The following is a 21,253-nucleotide window of genomic DNA, read 5'->3' as shown; positions in this document are numbered from 1 at the left end:
CGAGGCCGACCCGGGCCCGAGGGCCGTGTGTCGGTGGGTCGAACCCCGTCGGGAGGTGCTCGCCGCGGTCATCTCCGTCAGTCGGTGAAGCGGAAGTAGGTGCGGTACTGGAAGCCGGTGTCGAGGGTCAGTACGAACTCGCGGCAGGTGCCGGCCCAGGCGGGGTCGGTCTTCCACGGGTAGTTGTACTGGCCGTTGGCGTTGACCGACATCCGGGAACCACCCGGATTCACCGCCGCCACCGGCGTGGGCCGCGGCGTGATCGACCCGTCCGGGTTCACCGTCCGCAGCGTGTCGCAGTCCACCAGCCGCGAGTACGGCGAACCCGCCGCCAGGATGTCCAGACCCCGGTTCGTGGCGAGCTTGAACTTCATCGGCACGGCGTCACCGGCCGCGACGGTGTTCAGCGCCGGCTGGGCGGCCCGGTCGAGGAAGTCGCCCCGGCACGACGGGTGCGTGTCGAACGCCTCGCTGTTGTCGTCCCGGCCCGTGGTGCCCTGCACCGCGCTGTAACCCAGACCCCGCCGAGCGAACGACGCCCACAACGTGCAGGCGTTCTCCCCACCCGTGAGCGCCGCGTCAGCCGCGATGATCGCATCCCGCCCGGTCACGAAGCCCGGACCACAACCCTGCATCTTCAACCCGTCGATCACGAGCTGGATGGCCAGGTTGTTGCCACCGGTGTTCCACGGGTCGTAGACGTTGGGGTTGAACCCGTGCCGGTCGATCAGGTTCCAGGTCATGTCCCACAGCACGGAGGCCCAGCCGTGACCCACCCCGTGCGGGGTCGCCAGGGAGGTGCCGTTCAGCCAGCCGCCGGTCCTGATGCTGTCGTACGTGAACGGCTGGATGTCCATGTTGCGCGAGTACGGCCGCGGGCGGATGCCGGCACCGTGCCGGTCGTCCTGGTAGAGGACGTACGGACCCATGCCGCGTTGCCCGTCCGCCGAGTCGAATCTCGGGTCGAGCAGCATGGTGACCGCGAGGAAGTCGCTCCAGCCCTCACCCATCTGCTCCTGCCCCGTGAGGCAGTTGACCGTCGGGCCACCGGTCAGCCGGTTGGAGATGCCGTGCGTGTACTCGTGGATGATCACACCGGCGTCGAGGTCACCGTCCCGGATGCCCGGGTGGTCCGGGTGCTTGCGCACCGACCCGGTCACGTCACCGGCGGCGATGGCGGCCTTGATGCTGTTGCCGTCGGCCTGGGTCACCGCGACCGCCGGGATGGTGACCGGCGGGGTCGTCATGGCACCGGTGAGCACCGGCGCGCTCCCGCTGGCGTTGTGGGCGACCACCAGCGCCTTCGCGCCGAGGGACTGCGCGACCTGCGCGCGCTGGAGGTAGCTGCAGGCGGCGGTGCCGCCGTCGACCACGCTGATCCACTCGCCCGTCGGCACCGTGGCGGGGTACGTCCCCGTGGTGCAGCCGGTGCCGCCGTACACCAGCCGGCGCCCGGGCAGTCCCGCGGTGCTGGGGGCCGGGGAGAACCGCGACCAGGACGCGTCGAAGGCGCCGACGCCGTCCACGACGACCTGGTTCTGGCTGCCGAACTGGTTGCCCGGCCAGAGGTACATCTGCATGCGCGGGGCGCCCACGCCGTCGACGGCCGGGGTGGAGAAGTTCGCGTTGTTGGTGCCTCCGCCGTCGGCCGCCTCGGCGCGCACGTAGTCGCCGCCCGCCCCGCCGCGGCCGTAGTTGTTCGCCTGGAAGTTCCCCGACGCCTCGTCGAACCCGTACTGGTAGGTGACGTCGTGGATGATGTTGTTCCAGTAGAAGAGGTTGGCGGTGGCGGCGTCCCGGTAGCTCTGCGCGTGCTCGTCCAGGTCCAGCGGGAAGTCGAAGCTCAGGTTCGCCCCGCCGTCCGGGCTGCTGCCCGCGTCGGGCGCGTTGTTGTTGTCCTGGTCCTGGTAGGCGTGGACGTTGTTGCCCTGGGTGATCGTGTGCTCGGCGCCGGCGGCACCGTCGGTGTCGTGCCAGCCGTACGGCGATGCCGTCCCGTCGGCCGGGTTGGTCACGACGGTGCGCGGCCCGTCGTTCGGGCTCTCGGTCGGTCCGGCGAACACGTGGTAGCTGGACCCGTCCTGGACCGGGTTGCGCGAGCCGAAGGCCGCGGTGTTGAGCGTCCTCGACCGGTTGGGTGCCAGCCGGTCCAGGTTGTCCGCGACCTCCTTGACGTCCTCGTGGGTCGTCCAGTCGTCGGCGCCGAGCAGCTTGCCGGTCTCGGCGTCCACCGTGGCGTTCCACAGGTGCGCGTCGGTGGCGTCGTCGATCACCAACTGCCAGGCCAGCCGCAGTCCCTCGCCCGTCGGCTGCCACCCCAACCGGGCCGGGATCGGCTGATCCGAGATCCCACCGCCGGACACCACGGTCCGCTGCGCCGCCCCGCTCGCACGGCTCATCACCCGCGGGCTCGCCGGCTCCGGAAGATCCAACGCCTCGGCGGCCGCCTCGACGGCCTCCACCGCGTCCAGCGACGCCGCGCCGGCCGCGCGGCCGGCCACGCCCGGCACCAACGTGTCACCCACGAAGACGACGCTGCCGTCGCGGGCCACGTTCACCGTCGCGGTCGCCCCGAAGACCTCCAACTCCTTGTACCGCTGCACCAGGTTGACGTGTGTCACCCCGCTGTGCCGACTCGTGTAGCTCGACGCGACCGACAGGTCCGTCAGGTCCGCGGACCGCACGCCGTACCGCTCCGGGTGCGCTCGCAGGTACCGCATGGCGATCTCGTTCGGTGAGCCCTCGTTCGGGCCGGTGAGGAACGCCGACGTACCCGGCCCGGCCGGGTCGGGCTCGGCCCAGGCGGGGTTACCGGTGGCGGTCGTCACCGACGCCACCAGGACCGTGGACAAGGCGAGCGCCGTTCGACGCCGTCCACGGCGAGGACGGGGAGATAGGGGCACCGCTGCTCCCTTCACAGGATGGACAGGACCGCGCAGGGCGGCGCCTCACGACCGCCACCGCGGCCCGCTCCCCCGTCCGCGCCACCCATGCGGTCACGTTCGGCGATCGGGCCGGTACGACGTGAAGCGCCTCGGACGCTACGGCGCAGCCGGCCACCGTTCATCCGACGGGTGGCGAAACATTTCGATGTCTGGTCCTACGCGTGTCGGGGGGCTGGCGCTCCGACGCCCGCGGCCTGACCAGCCCGCTCGCGGGCAGGGTGCCCTGCCGCGGCGCCGCGGTCCGCGCGGTGGTCGTGCGGCCGGCGGGGCGCGGCTGCCGGCATGACCGACGAGACATCGGCCGCCTCGCGGTCGGGTGTCCGCCCACGACGGTCGCGGTCCCCTCGCCTCGCCGTACGGCCGTGCGCGGGGCACGTTCCCTCACTCCCGCCGCACGGGAGGGGCGGCGCCGGGCGTCAGCGGTGGACGCGTTCCGGTGCGGCCGTGTCCAGCGGCACGGCCGTGGCGGGAACCAGCCCGAGCTGCGTCACGGGCCGGGTGCCGAGCCCCGCGAACAGCCAGTCGGTGGCCGTACGGGCCCGGTTCGCCGGCAGCGAGAGCAGGTGGTAGCCGCGGGCGACGGCCCGTGCGAGCGGGCCGGACAGCGGCACGTGCAGCGGGTTCGCCGCGGCCTGCCAGCCGCCGAGGTCGACCACGAATCCCAGGTCGCGGTGGCGGTAGGGGCGACGTCGGCCCACCCCGTAGGAGGCGGCGATGTTGTCCGCCGCGAGCCGCCCCTGGCGTACGGCGTGCTGGGCCGTCATCGGCGTGATCTCGCCGGGGCGGGACGGGTCCGGCACGGCCGCGGCGTCCCCGCACGCGAGGATCTCCGGGTGCCCGGGCACGGAGAGGTACTCGTCGACGGTGAGGCGTCCCCGGGTGAGCGGCAGGCCGGTGGCCTCCACCAGCGGGTCGGGCCGGACCCCGACGCACCAGACGAGGGTCCGCGACGGCACGAAGCCGCCGTCGCTGAGCCGTACCCCGTGGGCCGTGGCCTCGGTCACCGACGTCCCCAGGCGCACCTCCACGCCCCGGGTGCGCAACACCCGCCCGGCCACCCGCGACATCCGGCGGTCCAGGCCGGGCAGGACGCGGTCGGCCGTGTCCAGCAGCAGCCAGCGGGGCGTCACGTCGCCGAGCCGGGGGTGCCGGCGGGCGATCTCCGCGGTGAACAGCTGGCCCTGCCCCGCGACCTCCGTCCCCGTGTAGCCGGCGCCCACCACCACGAACGTGCACCGGGCCTGCCGTTCGGCCGGGTCGTCGGCGGCGTCGGCCAGTTCGATCTGCTGGATCAGGCGTTCACGCAGGTGCACGGCCTCCGGGATGCCCCGGAAGCCGTGCGCCTGGTCGGCCACGCCGGGAATCGGCAGCAGCTTGTTGACGCTGCCCGCGGCCAGCACGAGCCGGTCGTACGCGAGTTCGCCCGGGCGGCCCTCCGGGTCCACGTAGGACACCGACCGCCCGGCGGGGTCGATGCCGTCGACCTCGCCGAGCAGCAGGCGGACGCCGGGCAGTGTCTGCGCCAGCGGCACGGCGACGCGGCGTGGGTCCAGCACACCGCCGGCCACCTCCGGCAGCAGTGGCAGGTAGAGGAAGTAGTCGGTGGGGTTGACCAGCACGACGTCGGCGGCGCCCCGGGCGAGCCGGGCCAGCCGGCGGGCGGCGTGGAAGCCGGCGAATCCGGCGCCGACGATGACGATCCTGGGCCGGGCCATGGCGGTGTCCCCCTCGACGGTGCTGCGGTCCCGTATGGACCGCTACCCTCCCGCCCCGCCCGGAAACCGACGAGCCCGCGTGATCCCGGCCGGTGTGTCGGCTCGCGATCGGCGGATGACCCGACCTCCCCCGGCTCAGCCGGGTTCGCGGCCGGCCGGCAGCGGGGACGGCGGGGACGACGGCGACGGCGACCCGGGCGCGCCCGCGCCCGTGCCCGCCGCCTCCACCGGGGCCTCGGAGTCGACCACCCGCCGGTCGAGGCTCACCTGCGCCAGCCCCGTGCCACCCACCCGGATGTCGTCGTACGCCTCGAGGCGGTGGTCCGGGCCGAGGTAGAGGACGGACATGGCCAGCGGGGTCGGCTCCTCGTGCTCCAGCCCACGCAGGCCCGCGCCGCCACTGGAACCCTGCACGGCGAGGCGGGTGCCGGGCCCGCCGTCCGGTGCGGGCAGGACGCGCACCTCCCGGCTGTGCGTGTGCCCGGCCAGGACCAGCGGCACCGTTCCGGCGAGCGGCTCGGCCGACGCGGGGTCGTGCACGAGGGCGATGTCGACCGGGGCGCCGGCGGCGCGGACGGTCTCGGCGAGCCGGGCGCCGGAGCCGGCGAGGCTGGCCGGCCCCTCCGCCCACGGGCCGGCGTCCGCCTCCTGCTTGTCGGGGGTGAACCGCGGGTCGCCGATGCCGGCGATCCGCACACCGGCGACCTCGGCGACGGCGTCGTCGAGGACCACGGCGTTCGGTTGCGCGGCGACGGCCGCCGCCGTGCCCGCCGAGTCGTGGTTGCCGCGGATGTAGACGTAGGGCACGCCCAGCTGGCCGATCGTCGAGACGTACGACGTCTCGGGCTCGCTGCCCCAGTCGGTGATGTCCCCCGTGTCGATCACGAGGCCGATGTCGAACTGCTCGACCACGGTGCGGATGACCGGCCAGGCGGCCGGGTTGAGGTGCAGGTCCGAGATGTGCAGGATCCGCGTGGTCTCCGGGGTGTCCTCGTAGACCGGCAGGCTGGACATGGTCGCGTACAGCTTGCCCACGTTGCCGACGAGCCGCTGCAACTGGTCGGCGTAACGGGCGTAGTCGTCGGCGATGCGCCGCGCGTCACCGACCAGGGTCGGCGCGTTGACCAGCAGTCCCTCGTACCGCGGCTCGGCGATGGCGCCGGGTCGCACGGTGAGCGCGGCGGCGCCGAGGGCGCCGCCGGTGATGGCCAGGGCGAGGGTTCCGGCCCACGCCGCCCGGCGGGTCGAGCGGAAGATCAGCGCGGCGAGCAGCAGGGTGACCAGCACCGAGACGGCGACCGTACGCAGGCTCAGCCGGACCAGCGCATCCCGGATGTCCCGCGGGGCGGAGGCGCCCGCCGCGGCGAGGCCGCCCGGTTCGTCGATGAGCGCCTCGGCACGCTGTTGGTCGAGCGAGTCGAGGCGGGCCGTGAGCCGGGCCGGCCCGGAGTGGGTGTCGAGGAAGAGCGAGCCCAGCGGCGGCACCGAGATCTCGCTGCCGCCGTCGGTCGACGGCGTCACCTGGAACTCGACCCGCAACGGGCCCACGTCGTCGGTCACCCGGCCGGCGAGCAGCGTCCCACCGGTCGCTCCGGCGAGGGCGACGAGGACGACGGCCAGGGCGACGAGCCCTCGCCGCAGACCGCGGACGGCACGGTGCGCCACAGCCCCCACCCCCTCCCCCTGGCGGCCGGAACGTGCATGGGTGCAGGCGTTCCGTGGCGGCCAAGAGTACGTCGCGTGAGTGGCGGGCGACCAGCGCCGAACGGCCGGACGAAGGCGGCTGACCAGGGGCGATGCTCGTCGCCGGGCCCGTTTCGGGCATCCGTGCCATCATGGCCCGATGGACCTGTACGTGCACCCTCCGCGCACGTCAACGGGGGCCGACGCACGACTCGTCGACAGCCTGGCCGCCCTGAGCCGGGCCCTCGTCGGCATCACCGCCCGTACGCTCGCCGACCTGGACGTGGACGTCACGCTGAACCAGTTGCGGACGATCGTCGTGCTCGCGTCCCGAGGGCCGCTGCGGACCGTCGACCTGGCCGCCGCCCTGCACGTCCACCCGTCGACCGTGACCCGCACCTGCGACCGCCTGACGCGCCGGGGCCTCGTCGTGCGGCACCAGGGCGCCACGGACCGCCGTGTCACCTGGCTGGCGCTGACCGAGAGCGGGAAGGATCTCGTGGGCGAGGTGATGCGGCGGCGGGCCGCGCACATCCGCGACCTCCTCCGGCGCCCGGACACCGGCCCGCACGGCACGGACCTGACCGGCACGGACGGCCGCCGGACCGGCGCGGACGGTGGCCTGGCCGGGACGCGTGGGTCGGCGGGCGCACTGGCCGAGGTCGCCGTGTCGGCCGACGCACTGGCCGAGTTCATCGACGGCTTGGTGGTCGCCTCCGGCGAGCCGACCGAGCGGCTGTGGTGGCAACAGTGGGAGCGCTGCGCGGAGCCGCCACCGGGGGTGGTCACCTGAGCGCGGCGCCACCCGTTCCCGGAGTACCTGTACGGGTGCAGGTATCGTACGGCCCCATCGGCGAAGGTCAGGCACGTTCGGGAGGTGAGGTGTTCCGCTCCCCCGACCCGGCGTCCCCGGCCGTGGCCGGCGTGCCGCGGCCGCCGCTGGCGGCATGACGGACGCGCCGTTCAGGTGGTCCGTACGCCGGGACTTCACGTCCGGGTCCACCACGGTGGCTCCCGCCGACGACGGCCGGCCCGGCCAGGGGCTGGTCGCCCTGCTCGACGACGCCAACCTCGACGCCCCCCTGACCCTGGTCGTCGACCTCGACGGCGTGCCGGAGAAGATCCTCATGTCGGCGGCCTCCCTGCTGGCCACCTGGGCGGCGGGCCGGACCGCCGGGCCGGAGCTGCGGCTGTCGGTGGACCCCGGGACGCCCGCCGGCCGGCTCCTGCCGGCGCTGCTCGGTCAGCACGCGATGTTCGCGACGGACGCGGACGCCCCACCGCGACGGCCGGCCCGGGTCCACCTGTACCTCACCAACGACCGGGAATCCCCCGCCGCCGGCCGGCGGCTCGTCGCCGACTGCTGCCACGCCTGGGGCTTCGAGGCGATCGCCGACCAGGCGCTGGTGGTCGTCTCCGAGCTGATCAGCAACGCCGTCCAGCACGCGGGCACGGATCTCGACCTCACCGTGGCGGACGTCGACGGCGTGCTCCGGCTGAGCGTCCGCGACCGCACGACCCGGCCGCCGCACCCGGCGCCGGCCGACGACGGGGGCCTCGCCGAGCGCGGACGCGGCCTCGCGATCGTCCGGGCGCTCTCCACCGGCTGGGGCTTCCTCACCTTCGCCGACGGGAAGACCGTCTGGGCCACCCTGGGCCGCCGGGACGGTTGAGCCACCCCGCGGGTCACCGCGCCGGCCTGTCACCCGGGTGATGCACCCCGCCCGCGAATCGGTCATCGGGGACCCGCCGCGCGCCTAGGCTCGTCTCCGGCGGCCGGGCGCGGCCGCCGCCGTGGCGGCACGGGCAGGTCAGGGACATCGAGGAGGCGGCGTGACGACCGGACAGCCGAGCAGCGCGGACAGCCAACCCCGGCTGCACCAGCACGGCCGGGAGATCCAGGCCTTCGGCAGCGTCCGGCAGCTGCCGGTCGGCCTCGCGTACGAGGCACGGATGTACTCGTGCGAACGGTTGAACCGCGTCCTCGCCGACACCCGCATCCTGTACGCGCTCTACAAGAAGTACCACTGGCTCATGCGGGGGCCGACGTTCTACCAGCTGCACCTCCTGCTCGACAAGCACGCCGGCGAGCAGCTCGAACTGGTCGACATGGTGGCCGAGCGGATCCAGACGCTCGGCGGCATCGCGGTCGGGGACCCGAGGCACGTGGCCGAGCTGACCCGGGTGCCACGCCCGCCCGACGGTGCCGAGGAGGTGCCGGGCATGCTGTCTCGCCTCCTCGAGGCGCACGAGATGATCCTCACCGACGCGCACGACGCGGCGGCCCGGGTGGCCGAGGGCGGCGACGACGGCAGCAACGACCTCCTGGTGTCGAACGTGATCCGCACCAACGAGCTGCAGACCTGGTTCGTCGCCGAACACCTCGTCGACACGCCGGTCGTCCGCGCCTGACCGTCGGCCGGGCCGGCACCGGGCGGGCGGTCACGCGGCGTCGGCGCGGCCCAGTCGCCAGTAACCCATGAACGCCACCGTCCGCCGGTCGAGGCCCCGCTCCCCCACCAGGTGCCGGCGCAGCGTACGGATGACGCCGGCCTCGCCCGCCAGCCACGCGTACACCGGCGCCGCCGGCACCGGGTCGGGCACCTCCCAGAGGATCTCGGCGTCCACGTCGACGTCGGCCACCGGCCCGGCGGCGGCCGGCGCGGGACCCTCGACGAGGTCCGCCGCGGCGGCGACGACGGCCGGAACGAGCCGGCTGCCGTACCCGCCGGCGCCCCGGGCCAGCCAGGTCACCTCGACACCGGGCGGCGCCACCAGCGGCAGCGCGTCCTCGGCGGTGGGCACCTCGATCAGCGCCCGGCCGGCCGCGTCCAGCGGCAGGCGTTCCAGGATGGCGCCGATCGCGGGCGCGGCGGTCTCGTCCCCCGCGAGCAGGAGCCGCCCGGTCGACGGCGGCCGGAACTCGATGCCTCCGTGGTCGCCCGTGTAGCGGGAGTCCGGACCGAGGATGGCGATCTCGTCCCCGGGACGGGCCGCGTGCGCCCACCGGGAGGCCGGGCCTCCGTCGCCGTGCAGGACCAGGTCGACGTCGACCTCGGCGAGGTGCGGCCGCACGGCCCGGACGGTGTAGGTGCGGATGGGGTGGCGCAGGTGGTCGGGCAGGGCCCGCCACCGGCGGTACCAGTCGGGGCCCTCCGGCAGGCGCACACCCTGCTGGCCGGGCAGCGGCAGCGCCAGCTTGATCCGCTGGTCGTAGCCGTTGTCGGCGAACCGGTCGAGGTCGGGTCCGGTGAACGTGACTCGCACGAACGACGGGCTGAGCCGGCGTACCGCCCGGACCTCGACGGCGAAGACGCGCCACGGCGCGATGGGCAGGGTCTGGGTCATCGTTCCTCTCTCGATCGAGTCGCGCCGTGCACCACGGCCGTTCTCTGATGACCCAGGTCGAGGCCGGCACCCCGGAGGCTCGGCTCCCGGCCGGTCGACGTCAGCGCGTTCGACATGAGGTTAGGCTAAGCTAAGCACTTGATGATCAGTCAAGGGCACGGTGACGTCCCCGTGAGGAACCACCCGAACGGCGGAGTCGCGCCGGGCGTCGTCGCCGGTCGCCGCCACGTGCGTCCCTCACCAGGGAGTCGACCCCGGTGAGGGACGCACGGGCGGCCTACGCCGGCCGGAGCGGGCGCCCGGTCAGAAGCCCAGGGCGTCCGTGCCGCCGACGACCGGAAGCACCAGCTTGCTGCCGTTCAGGTGCACCGTGATCTCACTGCCCACGGCGGCCGCGTCGCGCGCGGGCCGGTTCGACGACGGGTTGGCGTTGTAGTTGCCGGTGAGGACGAGGCCGATGCGGTGCCCGGCCGGGATCACGTGCTCGGACGGCAGCGTCGTCCACCGCACGTTGTACTGCGCGCCGGGCGTCAGCGGCTGGCTGCGCCGCAGGTCCGGGGAGTTCTTCACGTCGATGTGACCCCAGGAGAGGACCCGCTCGGGCGTGATCTCGACGCTGGTCTCCATCGGCTCGGCGCAGCCGGTCCGGTTGGCGACGTCCTCGGGCTCGCAGGACTCCTGGACCACGTCCAGCGGCTCCTTGCCCGCCACCGTGACGGTCGGGCCCGCACCGTAGTCGACGAGGAGGGCCGACATCAGCGCGGTGTCGGCCGTCGTCGACATCCGGACCGACAGCTCGGGCGTCCCGGACAGACGCAGGTCCCGCGCCAGCGGCGGGCTCACGTAGGCCAGCCGGCCCGGCTTGGCCTGCTCGGCGTTGCCGATCTTGACAGCCTGGGACTCGACCACGTCCACGAAGCTCTGCGTGGGGCCGCCGGTCGTGGGGTCGAGCGACAGCGTGCCGGCCGCGTCGGCCGTGGCCGGGCCGAGGCCCAGCGCGACCTCCTTGGCGCCCGCGTCCGGCCAGGTCGCGTGGGTCTCCCAACTGCCGTCCGGCCGCTGGATGTCGGCCATCGGCTCGTCCATGACGCCGTTCGGGATGTCGTACAGCCAGTAGTCCATCCACCTGTGCATGACGGCCTGCCACTCCGCGGGCCGGACGCTCATCGGGTTGACGTGGGCGCCCCGGTGGAGCCAGATCTTGCGCGGCATCTGGCGTCGCTCGACCTCACGCCACAGGTCGGCGAAGTGCATGGTCTTGACGTTGTAGTCGGTGAGGCCGTGCACCATGAAGACCGAGGTGCCGACCGTCTTGATCTTGTTTGCGTCCGGCAGGTAGCTCCGCTCCTGCCAGAACGGGGTGAAGTCGGAGGCGCTGGCCTCCTCCGCGTCACCCAGCCCGGTGATGACCGACTCGCAGGCCGGCGCCGACGCCGATCCCGGCAGCGTCCGTCCGACGGAGACGTAGTCCGCGAGGTACTCCGTGTACCGGAAGTCGACGTTCTCGCTCCAGGTGGACCACGCGACCCCCTGGTCGTTCACGTACCGGTACCAGCTGGAGATCGCGGCGATGGGCACCACGGTCCGCAGGCCGGGCACGCCCTGCGTGGCCACGGCGTTGGGCAGCGTGCCGACGTACGACACGCCCTGCATGCCCACGTTGCCGGTGCTCCAGTCGGCGACGGCCGCGCTGCCGTCGTGGTGGAAGCCCGGCGCGCGGCCGTTGAGCCAGTCGACGACGGCCTTGATGCTGGTCGTGTCCTCGACGCCGCCGGTGGTCGGGCATCCGAACGACCGGCCGGTGCCCTGCATCTCGACCTGGACGATGGCGTAGCCCCGCGGGACGAAGTACTCGTCCCACCAGCCGGGGAAGCCCCGGGTCCGGTCCGGCGGCGGATCGCCGGCGTCGCGGCCGAAGTACGGGCTCGCCTCCATGATGGTCGGCACCCGCATGCCGGCCGCCGTCTCGGCCGGCCGGATGACGTCCACCTCGATCAGGTCGCGGCGGCCGTCACCGTCGCTGTCCATCGGCGCCTCGACGTAGACGACCTCCTGGATGGCGTCGTCGTACGAGAAGACCGGCTGGGTCACGCCGTTCTCGATCACGATCCCGGGTGGTGCCGCGCCCGCCGCCACGGGCGCGCCCATGACCGCCACCCCGACGACCGTTCCCACGGCGACCAATCGCCGTACAAATCCCATGCCCCACCTCCGTCAGCTCCCGAGGCACATGATCGATACATCCTCGTCGATATTGATCATCGAGGTCAACGACCGGATGTAGCGAAGTCGTGCCGCTGCGCTACCGCTTCGCCCGTCAAATGACGTGACGCCGGCGCGCCGCGCGGCGGGACGGCCGAGGGCCGGGCACCCACACGGTGCCCGGCCCCCGCGCCGCCGTCAGGTCAGCCCTGGCCACCCAGGTACATCGCGTTGAAGAGCAGGCGGTAGGTGCCGTGCGACTGCGCCCGGTGCTGCGGCTTGAAGCCGATCATCACCACCTGACCGTCGCCCACCTCCGCGGTCACCACCGCGGCCTTGCCGCCGATGACATCCTGGCCGAGGAGGAAACCGCTCTTCAGCAGGTTGGTCTTCGGCCAGGTGGCCGCCACCGTGACGCCCTTGGCGCCCTCGGCGACCTCGAACGCCGGGCCGTCGGCGACGAACGCCGACGTGTCCCGCCCGAAGCCGGCGCCGACCGGGTCGTCGCCGTCGACGTCGAGGTTCAGCACCGAGCCCGGGATGTTGTACTCCGTCTCCGGCACCCCGTCGGTGACGTCCCGGACCGGCACGTCGAACGCCGCGATCGGCAGCTGGGCCGCCCGGTTCAGCGTCACCAGCGTGCCGCCGGCCTCGACGAACTTCCGGAGGTTGGCGACGCCGGCGTCGGTCATGCCGCCGGTGTACTCCGGCGGCAGCGAGCCGGCCGCCCGGCCGTTGCGCATCGAGTTGTACGTGGCGTCGGGCAGCACGATCGTGTCGAACCTCGCCCGCAGGTCGCCGGCGCGGACCGCGGCGTTCGTCAGCTTCTCGAACCCGAAGCCGAACTGCTCCAGGATCAGCCGGGTCCACCCCTCGTCGTAGTTGTTGAACCCGTCGTACAGGCCGATCCGGGGTGCCGCGAGCGCGGTCACCTTCGCCGGCTTCGCGTCCACCGCCGCGATGCTGAGGCCGAGCCTCGTGGCGAGGTCGGTCACCCGCTTGTCGGTGCCGGTCCCGCGCGTGACCAGGAACGTGCCGGCCGGCAGCTTGCCGGTCCGGGTGGTCACCTCACCCGTGCTGCGGGAGACCTTGTCGCCGGCCGCCAGCAGCGCGTTCACGGCAGTGGCACTGTCGTTCACCCGGGGGTCGAGGGCGTACGCGTACCGCGGCGCGCCCGCCACCACGCCCTTCGGCACAGTCGGCCAGTCGACCCGCACGGTCCTGGCCCGTACGGGCTCGTCGAGCTTGTCGACGGTGACGCCCATCTGGAACGACAGCGTGTAGCCGGTGATGTCGTACGGCGGCTCCAGCGGCCCGCCGGGGTAGAGCCGGCGGTCCGGGTACCGCTGCGGGTTGAGCAGGTCCAGGACCGCCGCCCGGTACGGCTGGCCCTCACGCACGAGGTAGCTGCCGGCCGGGTAGGTGCGCTCGCCCACCCGGAACGCGCTGACCGCCTTCTCGACCTGGATGTTGTTCCACCGCAGCTTGTCCACCAGCTTCGTGGCGGTCGGGAAGTCCGCCTGGTCGGCCGGGATCACGTAGGTCGTGCCGGCGCCGTTGCGGGCGCCGTCCCGGGCCATCTTCGCCACGCCGGTGAGCAGCGCCTCGCGGTCGTCGCTGGCGACCCGCAGCATCGCCCACGACGCCGTCTTGATGTAGTCGCAGCTCTGCGACAGGTGCCACTCGCCGCCCTTCCACGGGCTCGGGTAGAACACCGACGGCTCGCTGGTCGAGGTGCCGTCCGCGAAGGTCTTCGGGAAGGTCGCCGGGTCGTACACCCGCGGCGTCGCCGAGGCGTGCGCCGTCTCGGTGAGGATGCCGATCTGGTTGTGGTAGTACGGGGCCGTCCGGGCACCGCCGTTCCACCAGATGTCGTACGACTGACGCGCCAGCGCGCCACCCTTGTCCTCGCGTTCGAGTCGCTGCCCCATCGCGTCGCCCACGAGGTTCACGCCGCGGACCACCTGCGGGTGGATGTTCGGGTTCAGCGGGTCCTCGTAGGGCGGGATGCTGATCCGGGCCGGGAAGACGGCGGTCTGGTGCACGTTGTGCATGACCTGCGGGATCCACTCGTGGAACAGCTGGCGCCCGACGTTCTGCGTCTCCTGCAGGTTGAACATGTACCAGTCACGGTTGTTGTCGTGCCCGGCGTACTTCTGGTACAGCTCCGGGTAGTTGGCGTCCTGGTACGGCCCGCCCAGGTTCTTCCGGTACCACTCGGCGACCTTCGTGCCGCCGTCCGGGTTGACGTTCGGCACCAGCAGCGTGATGACGTTCTCCCGGATCGCCCGCGCCTCCGGCGTCTCGCTGGTCACCAGGTCGTACGCGAACTGCGGGGCGGTCTGGTGACCGGCCACCTCGGTCGAGTGGATGCCGAAGTCGACCCAGGCGATGGCCTTGCCGCTCTTGGCGAGGGCCTTCGCCTCCGACTCGGACAGTCCGTCGCCCTGCGACAGCCGTACCGACGTCTGCCGGTAGCGCTCGAGTTCCTTGTCCTTCAGGTTCTTCTCGGCGGAGACGATCGCCATGAGCTGCGGCCGGCCCTCGCTGGTCTTTCCGATCTCGACCAGCTTCATCCGGTCACTGGCCTTGTCGAGCTTGCGGTAGTAGTCGGCGATCTGCTCGTACGTCGCCAGCTTGTAGTCCGCGCAGGGCACCCAGCCGATCACGGACTCGGGCTTCGGCACGCGGTCCCGGGCGGTGGCGACGGCTCCCGACGTCAGCACCGGCGTACCGATCAACGCCAGTACGCACGCGACGGGAACCGCCGTCCGAGACAGTCTTCGTTTCACCTGACACCCCATTCACAGCACGTGGGACGACGGAAAGGGACCGACAGGGGCGGCCGCGCCAGATCGGATGAGCTCGATTCAACAGACTGCGATCGATGTGTGGAACGCGGACGCGGGCAATTGAGGAAATCTTGAGGCTGGCCGGGGCGGCGTCGGGGAGCTGGGTGGGGCCGTTTCCGGCTCGCGGAGCCGGGTGTCCCGCTACGCTGGGCGTGCGCCGGCAGGCCCCCACCGCGCGCGCCGGCCGACCGCCGGCCCGCCCGCGAGACCGCTGTCGCGTCCGCCCCACCTCACCCCTCACGACCGCACGCGCGCTCCCGGTCGCCCCCGCGACCCCGGCGTCTCCAGGTGACGGGAAGGATGTGGAGTCCCATGTCGACGGCAGCGCTGGCGCCGAACGTGCACGACGTCCGGGCCGCCGCCCGGTCGCCGCGATGAGCGACGACACCCCGCGGATCCCGCCGCTGGAGGTCGAGCGGTGGGTGAACTCCCCGCCGCTGACCCCCGAGGCGCTGCGCGGCCGGGTGGTGCTGCTCGACATCTGGGAGTACACCTGCGTCAACTGGATCCGCACGTCCCCCTATCTCAGGGCCTGGCACCGGGACTACGCCGACCTCGGCCTGAGCGTCGTGGGCCTGCACGCTCCCGAGTTCGCGTTCGGCCGGGACGCCGCCACCATCGAGCGGGGCGTCCGGGAGCACGGCCTCACCTACCCGGTCGCGCTCGACAACGACTTCCGGGTGTGGGAGGCCCTCGGCAACTTCGCGTGGCCGGCCCGGTACCTCTTCGACGCCGGCGGCAGGCTCGCGGCCCGGTGGATCGGCGAGGGCGAGTACGACCGGACGGAGGCGCGGATCCGCGAGCTGCTCGTCGACCGGGCGCCCGGCGTCGACCTGCCCCCGGTCACCCCGGAGGCCGCTCGGTTCGCCGCGACCGAGCAGCCGTCGTACGCCGACGTGACGGAGGAGACGTACATCGGCGCGGACCGGCGGGTGCCCGGCTCGGTACGCCTGTCCGGCGAGTGGCGGACGAGCGGTGACCACGTCGAGCTCGCCGGCGGCACCGGCGAGATCACCCTGCCGTTCAACGCCGGCGAGGTGAACCTCGTGGCCCATCCGGGGCCGTCCGGCCGGGCCGCCGTGCGGGTGCTGCTCGACGGGCGACCCCTCGACGGCGAGCGCGGCGCCGACGTCGACCCGGACGGGGTGGCGCGCGTCGACCGGGCCGCCATGTTCCGGCTCGTCGCCGGCGCGTCGCGCGGCGACCGGGTGCTGACGCTCGTCACCGACCAACCCGGATTCCGGGCGTACGTCTTCACCTTCGGCCCGTAGCGCGGCGACGGGCCCGCGCCGTCGGGACGGCCCCGCGCAGGAGCTGCCCGGCGGCGCCGCACGCCCGGTGCCCGCCCGTTCGGAGCTGTCCGCGTGAAAGCGGAAACCGGCTTTCCCCGCCAACGCCTTTACTTTCGTCGATGCCATAGATAGATTTTCGTCGTTCGACGAAAGTTCTGGGCTCCCCGAGAGAAGGTGGCACGAGGGCGCGCGATCCACCCCGCTCGACGATCGCCGCGCCCTTCCTTGTCGCGGGCCGGCCCGGTCGTGAACGGAGTCCTATGGACGACCCTGCCCTCAGCTCACCCCGTCACCTGTCCCGCAGATCCCTGATGACCACCGGCGTGCTCGCCGCCGGAGCGATGGGCGTGGCCGCGCCCGCGGTCGGCACTCCCCTCACCGGTCCGGCACGAGCCAGCGCCGGGGTCACGAAGCGAGTCACCCTCTACGCCGAGCAGCTACCGGGCGGGCTGTACGGCTACGGCCTGGCACCAGGTCAGGCCACCGTGCCCGGCCCGGTGCTCGAGATGTACGAGGGTGACACCCTGGAGATCACCCTGGTCAACACCACCAACCAGCGGCTGTCCATCCACCCGCACGGCGTGGACTACAGCACCGACTCCGACGGCAGCCCGCTCAACGCCTCCTACAACGATCCGGGCGAGACCCGCACGTACGTGTGGCGGTCCCGGGAGATGTTCGCGGCGTCGGGCCGGCGGTTCATGCCGGGCAGCGCCGGCTACTGGCACTACCACGACCACGCCATGGGCACCGACCACGGCACGGCCGGGGTGGCCAAGGGGCTGTACGGCGCGCTGATCGTCCGCCGTCGCGGCGACATCCTGCCCGAGAAGCAGTTCACCGTCGTGTTCCACGACATGACGATCAACAACCGGATGGCGCCGGACACGCCGATGTTCGAGGCGAACCTGGGCCAGCGGGTGGAATGGATCGCCATCGGGCACGGCAACCTCTTCCACACCTTCCACCTGCACGCGCACCGGTGGGCCGACAACCGCACCGGAATGCTCGAGGGCCCCAGCGACCCGAGCCAGGTGATCGACAACAAGGACCTCAACCCGGGCAGCTCGTTCGGCTTCCAGGTGCTGGCCGGCGAGGGCGTCGGGCCCGGGGTGTGGATGTACCACTGCCACGTGCAGAACCACTCCGACGGCGGAATGGTCGGGCTCTTCCTGGTGCGCAACGCCGACGGCAGCATGCCGCCCGGCGCGGAGGAGGCGATCCACCGGTTCCGGGGCCACACCCACCAGCACGGTCGATGACGGAAGGGTGCACGGCGATGACCAGAAACGTACGACGAGCGCTCGCCGCGCTGGCGGCGACCGCGACCCTGCTGCCGGCAACCACGGCGGCAGCCGCACCACGGACCGCGCCGCAGGCGGCGCCGGACGACCCGACCAGGGTCCTCGTCTTCCACGGGCCCGCGGCGCAGCAGCAGGATCCCGTGGCCCGCGCGGTGGCGGCCATCAGGGACCTGGCCGCCGACCACGACATGGCGGTCACGGTCAGCACGGACCCGAAGGTGTTCACCCCGGCCGGCCTCGCGAGCTACCGCAGCGTGGTCTTCCTCTCCGCGACCGGCGCCGAGCTCAACCGTGAGCAGGAGTCGGCGCTGCAGACCTACATGAAGGACGGCGGTGGCTTCCTCGGCATCGCCGACGCCGCCCGCGCCCAGGTCGACTCCACGTGGTTCACCGGCCTCATCGGCAGCCGCCCGGCCGGCGCCATCCCGGTCGCCGAGCCGGTGGCCCGGGTGACCGCGAGCGGCGAGAACCCGCCCAACGAGACGAAGGAGAAGCTGACCGACGGCGATTCCGGCACCAAGTGGCTCGCCCGGACGCCGACGGCCTGGGTCGCCTACGAGCTGAGCGCGCCCAAGCGGATCACCGGGTACGCCCTCACCTCGGCCAACGACTCCCCCGGGCGCGACCCGAGGGACTGGACGTTGCAGGGCTCGGCGGACGGCCAGAGCTGGACCGACCTCGACCGGCGGACGGGGCAGACCTTCGCCGAGCGCTTCCAGACCCGCCGGTTCGACATCGCCACGCCCCGGGAGTTCACGCACTACCGGCTCAACGTCACGGCGAACAGCGGCGAGCCCCTGACCCAGCTCGCGGACCTGCGGCTGTTCACGGACAACGCGATCCCGCCGCAGCGGCCTCCGGTGAACCGGGCAGTGGTCGACATCGTGGACCGGCACCACCCGGCAACCGCGTCGCTGCCCATGACGCTCACCCGGTCGGACCGCTGGGACAACTGGGACCCGAACCCCATCGGCACCGTCCACACGGTCGCCCAGGTGGAGGAACGCCACTACGACCCGGGCCCCGGCGCCAACGGTCCCTTCCACCCGGTCTCCTGGTGCCGGGACTACGAGGGCGGCCGATCGTTCTACACCGGCATGGGCCACACCGAGGGCAGCTACGGCGAGGACGCCTTCCGCGCGCACCTGGCCGGGGCCCTCGACTGGACGACCGGCCGCGTCCGCGGCGACTGCCAGGCGACGATCGCCGCGAACTACCGGATCGAGCGGCTGACCGCCGCCAACCAGCCCGGCCAGCTCGACCAGATCGGCGAGCCGCACGGGCTGACCATCGCGCCGGACGGCACCGTGTTCTACGTCGGCAAGGCCGCCTGCCCGACCGGCCCGATCCCCGACTGGGACGACCCGGACGTCGGCCTGGGCTGCGGCACCATCCACTCCTGGGATCCGCGTACCCGGCAGGTCAAGCTGCTCACCACCCTTCAGGTGATGGGCAACCGGGGCAGCGGCTCGGAGCTGGTGAAGAACGAGGAGGGGCTGCTCGGGATCGTGCCCGACCCCGCGTTCGCCGACAACGGATGGCTCTACGTGTACTGGATGCCGCACGAGTCGATCGACCGGGAGAAGCGGATCGGGCAGCGCACCATCTCCCGGTTCACCTACGACCGGCAGGCGCAGACCATCGACCAGGCCACGCGCAAGGACCTGCTGCGGTTCCCGGTGCAGATCCACAGCTGCTGCCACGCCGGCGGCGGGATGGCCTTCGACGCCGAGGGCAACCTGTACGTGGGCTCCGGGGACAACAACTCCTCCGAGGGCTCGCAGGGCTACTCCGGCAACAACTGGACCCGGGAGTACGCGGGCATCTCGTTCCAGGACGCCCGCCGCACCTCGGGGAACACCAACGACCTCGCCGGCAAGATCATCCGGATCCACCCGGAGCCGGACGGCACGTACACCATCCCGGAGGGCAACCTGTTCCCGCCGGGCACCCCGAAGACCCGGCCGGAGATCTACGTGATGGGCGTACGCAACATCGCCCGCCTCCAGGTCGACCCGGAGCGCCAGTGGCTGACCGCCGGCTGGGTGGGCCCGGACGCCTCGTCGCCGAGCCCGGAACTGGGTCCGGCCAAGTACGAGACGGCCACCATCATCACCTCCGCCGGCAACCAGGGCTGGCCGTACTGCATGGGCAACCGGCAGCCGTACCGCGACCGCAGCAACGCCGACGCGAGCGTGCTCACCGGCTGGTACGACTGCGACAACCTGCGCAACGAGTCCCCGCGCAACACCGGCCTGGTCGACATCCCGCCCGCGCGGGACAACATGATCTGGTACTCCCCCGACGGCGGCGGGCCGGTCTTCCCGGAGCGCGCGGACGGCAGTGGCATCCCGACGTACGTGGCCGCCGACGCCACCTACACCCAGCCGTACCTGCGGGGCGGCGGGCAGGCCGTCATGTCCGGTCCGACGTACCACCGCGACCGGGTCGACACCGGCAGCGGCGTCGCCTGGCCGGAGCACTGGGACGACAAGTGGCTCATCGGTGACCAGTCGAACGCCAACAACCGGGTGGCCGTCACCGTCGACCCGGCCGGCGTGCCGCGCGCCGAACCGCCGGTGTTCGCCGAGTCGCTGCGGGCCATCATCCCCGGCGGCAACGGCGACAACCGCCTGCAGAGCTGGATGGACGCCAAGTTCGGGCCGGACGGCGCCCTCTACATGCTCGACTACGGCGGCGGGTTCTTCAGCCTGCACCCCAACCAGAAGCTCGTCCGTGTCGTCTACACGGGTGGGGCGCCGACTCCGGCGCCGGCCGCGAACGCGGTGGCCGTCCAGAACAAGCCGTTGACCATGGCCTTCACCGGCTCCCGCTCGGGCGGCGTCAGCTACCGCTGGGAGTTCGGCGACGGCGCGACGTCGACCGAGGCGAACCCGCGGCACACGTACGCCCGGGTCGGCACCTACCCGGCGAGCCTGACGGTCCGCTACGCCGACGGCGAGACGGCCACGGTGCGGACCACGGTCACGGTGGGCTGCGCGGTGCCGGACCGGCGGGAGACCGTCTGGCTCGGCGACACCGACACCGGGGTGCCGAGCCGCACGGTCGGGCAGGGCTGCACGGCCAACGACCTGATCGACGACGAGAGCACCTGGCCGAGCCACGACGCCTTCGTGCGGCACGTCACCACGGTGGCCCGCGCGTTGCAGGACGACGGCCTGCTCACCGGCCGCGAGGTCGGCACGCTGACCCGCCTGGCCGCCGGCTCGCCGATCGGCCGGGAGGGGCACACGGGGTACGAGCCGCTCTTCGACGGCACGGCCGGGTCGCTGCGCGGCTGGCAGCAGGCGCCGTCCGGGTCGTTCGGCATCCAGCCGGACGGGTCGCTGCGCTCCAGCGGCGGGCTGGGCATGCTCTGGCACACCAGGGAGCTGGCCGACTTCTCGCTGAAGCTCCAGTTCCGGGACATCGCGCCGGGCACGGGCCGCGCCAACAGCGGGGTCCTCACCCGGTTCCCCGATCCGCGGATCCCGCTGGAGGAGCGCCCGCCCGGCAGTTGCGGCACCGTCGGGTCGGCCCGCACCTCACCGGCGTGGGTGGCCATCTACTGCGGCCACGAGATCCAGATCTACGACGGTGAGAGCGGCGAGCCGCAGAAGACGGGCTCGGTCTACAACTTCGACCCGGTGCCGCTCGCCCAGGCCGGCGCCACCCCGAAGGAGCAGTGGAACGACTACGAGATCCGGGTCGTCGGGCAGCACTACACGATCGTCCGCAACGGCGTGGTGATCAACGAGTTCGACAACACCCCGGGCAAGCAGTCCTCGCGGGCCGGTGACCCGCCGACCGACCTGCGGCAGTTCCTCCGCGGCTTCGTCGGGCTGCAGAACCACGGCGACAACGACCTGATCGAGTTCCGCAACATCCGCGTGCGCGAACTCTAGGAGACGG

At 72.8% G+C, this 21,253-nt stretch carries 12 protein-coding genes; 6 read left to right on the top strand and 6 right to left on the bottom strand.

What is annotated here, in order from left to right:
* Positions 1-77 precede the first annotated feature (77 nt).
* The 3 genes from OG994_RS04975 to OG994_RS04965 form a co-directional block, all read right to left on the bottom strand.
* A complete protein-coding gene (locus OG994_RS04975; RefSeq protein ID WP_328852351.1) occupies positions 78-2,852 on the bottom strand; it encodes a M36 family metallopeptidase in 2,775 nt (924 codons plus the stop codon).
* Positions 2,853-3,361: 509 nt separating this feature from the next.
* Positions 3,362-4,660, bottom strand: a complete 1,299-nt coding sequence (locus OG994_RS04970) for an NAD(P)/FAD-dependent oxidoreductase (RefSeq protein WP_328852350.1) — start codon at positions 4,658-4,660, stop codon at positions 3,362-3,364.
* 135 nt (positions 4,661-4,795) lie between these two features.
* On the bottom strand, positions 4,796-6,334 hold the full coding sequence (locus OG994_RS04965) for a metallophosphoesterase family protein (RefSeq protein ID WP_407942563.1): 1,539 nt from the start codon (positions 6,332-6,334) through the stop codon (positions 4,796-4,798).
* 169 nt (positions 6,335-6,503) lie between these two features.
* On the opposite strand from OG994_RS04965, the gene OG994_RS04960 reads away from it, so the two are divergent.
* The 3 genes from OG994_RS04960 to OG994_RS04950 all read left to right on the top strand — a co-directional run bounded on the left by OG994_RS04960 (position 6,504) and on the right by OG994_RS04950 (position 8,755).
* Positions 6,504-7,136, top strand: coding sequence for a MarR family winged helix-turn-helix transcriptional regulator (locus OG994_RS04960; protein WP_328852349.1), 633 nt, complete (start codon positions 6,504-6,506; stop codon positions 7,134-7,136).
* Between the two features lie 154 nt (positions 7,137-7,290).
* Positions 7,291-8,016 carry an ATP-binding protein gene (locus OG994_RS04955; RefSeq protein ID WP_120326456.1) on the top strand — a complete coding sequence of 242 codons (726 nt, stop codon included), beginning with the start codon at positions 7,291-7,293 and terminating at the stop codon, positions 8,014-8,016.
* 160 nt (positions 8,017-8,176) lie between these two features.
* Positions 8,177-8,755 carry a Dps family protein gene (locus tag OG994_RS04950; RefSeq protein WP_120326457.1) on the top strand — a complete coding sequence of 193 codons (579 nt, stop codon included), beginning with the start codon at positions 8,177-8,179 and terminating at the stop codon, positions 8,753-8,755.
* A gap of 30 nt (positions 8,756-8,785) precedes the next feature.
* On the opposite strand, the gene OG994_RS04945 is transcribed toward OG994_RS04950, so the two are convergent.
* The 3 genes from OG994_RS04945 to OG994_RS04935 form a co-directional block, all read right to left on the bottom strand.
* Positions 8,786-9,691 (bottom strand): siderophore-interacting protein, encoded by a 906-nt coding sequence (locus OG994_RS04945; RefSeq protein ID WP_328852348.1) that lies wholly within the window; start codon positions 9,689-9,691, stop codon positions 8,786-8,788.
* Positions 9,692-9,994: 303 nt separating this feature from the next.
* Positions 9,995-11,839 carry a CocE/NonD family hydrolase gene (locus OG994_RS04940; protein ID WP_328852347.1) on the bottom strand — a complete coding sequence of 615 codons (1,845 nt, stop codon included), beginning with the start codon at positions 11,837-11,839 and terminating at the stop codon, positions 9,995-9,997.
* A 257-nt stretch (positions 11,840-12,096) separates the two neighbouring features.
* Positions 12,097-14,619, bottom strand: a complete 2,523-nt coding sequence (locus OG994_RS04935; protein WP_328852346.1) for a M14 family metallopeptidase — start codon at positions 14,617-14,619, stop codon at positions 12,097-12,099.
* A 500-nt stretch (positions 14,620-15,119) separates the two neighbouring features.
* Here OG994_RS04935 and OG994_RS04930 point away from each other — a divergent pair, with 500 nt between their 5' ends.
* From OG994_RS04930 to OG994_RS04920, 3 genes are all read left to right on the top strand, one after another.
* On the top strand, positions 15,120-16,016 hold the full coding sequence (locus OG994_RS04930; protein WP_328852345.1) for a thioredoxin family protein: 897 nt from the start codon (positions 15,120-15,122) through the stop codon (positions 16,014-16,016).
* A 281-nt stretch (positions 16,017-16,297) separates the two neighbouring features.
* Positions 16,298-17,299: a multicopper oxidase domain-containing protein gene (locus OG994_RS04925; protein WP_120326462.1), complete on the top strand. Its 1,002-nt coding sequence runs from the start codon at positions 16,298-16,300 to the stop codon at positions 17,297-17,299.
* A gap of 17 nt (positions 17,300-17,316) precedes the next feature.
* Positions 17,317-21,246, top strand: coding sequence for a ThuA domain-containing protein (locus OG994_RS04920; RefSeq protein ID WP_328852344.1), 3,930 nt, complete (start codon positions 17,317-17,319; stop codon positions 21,244-21,246).
* Positions 21,247-21,253: the final 7 nt, after the last annotated feature.

This window comes from Micromonospora globbae, assembly GCF_036184225.1.
Taxonomy (GTDB): domain Bacteria; phylum Actinomycetota; class Actinomycetes; order Mycobacteriales; family Micromonosporaceae; genus Micromonospora; species Micromonospora globbae.
Note: the sequence above shows the minus strand (reverse complement) of the source record. Positions and strands in the feature narration are given on the sequence as shown.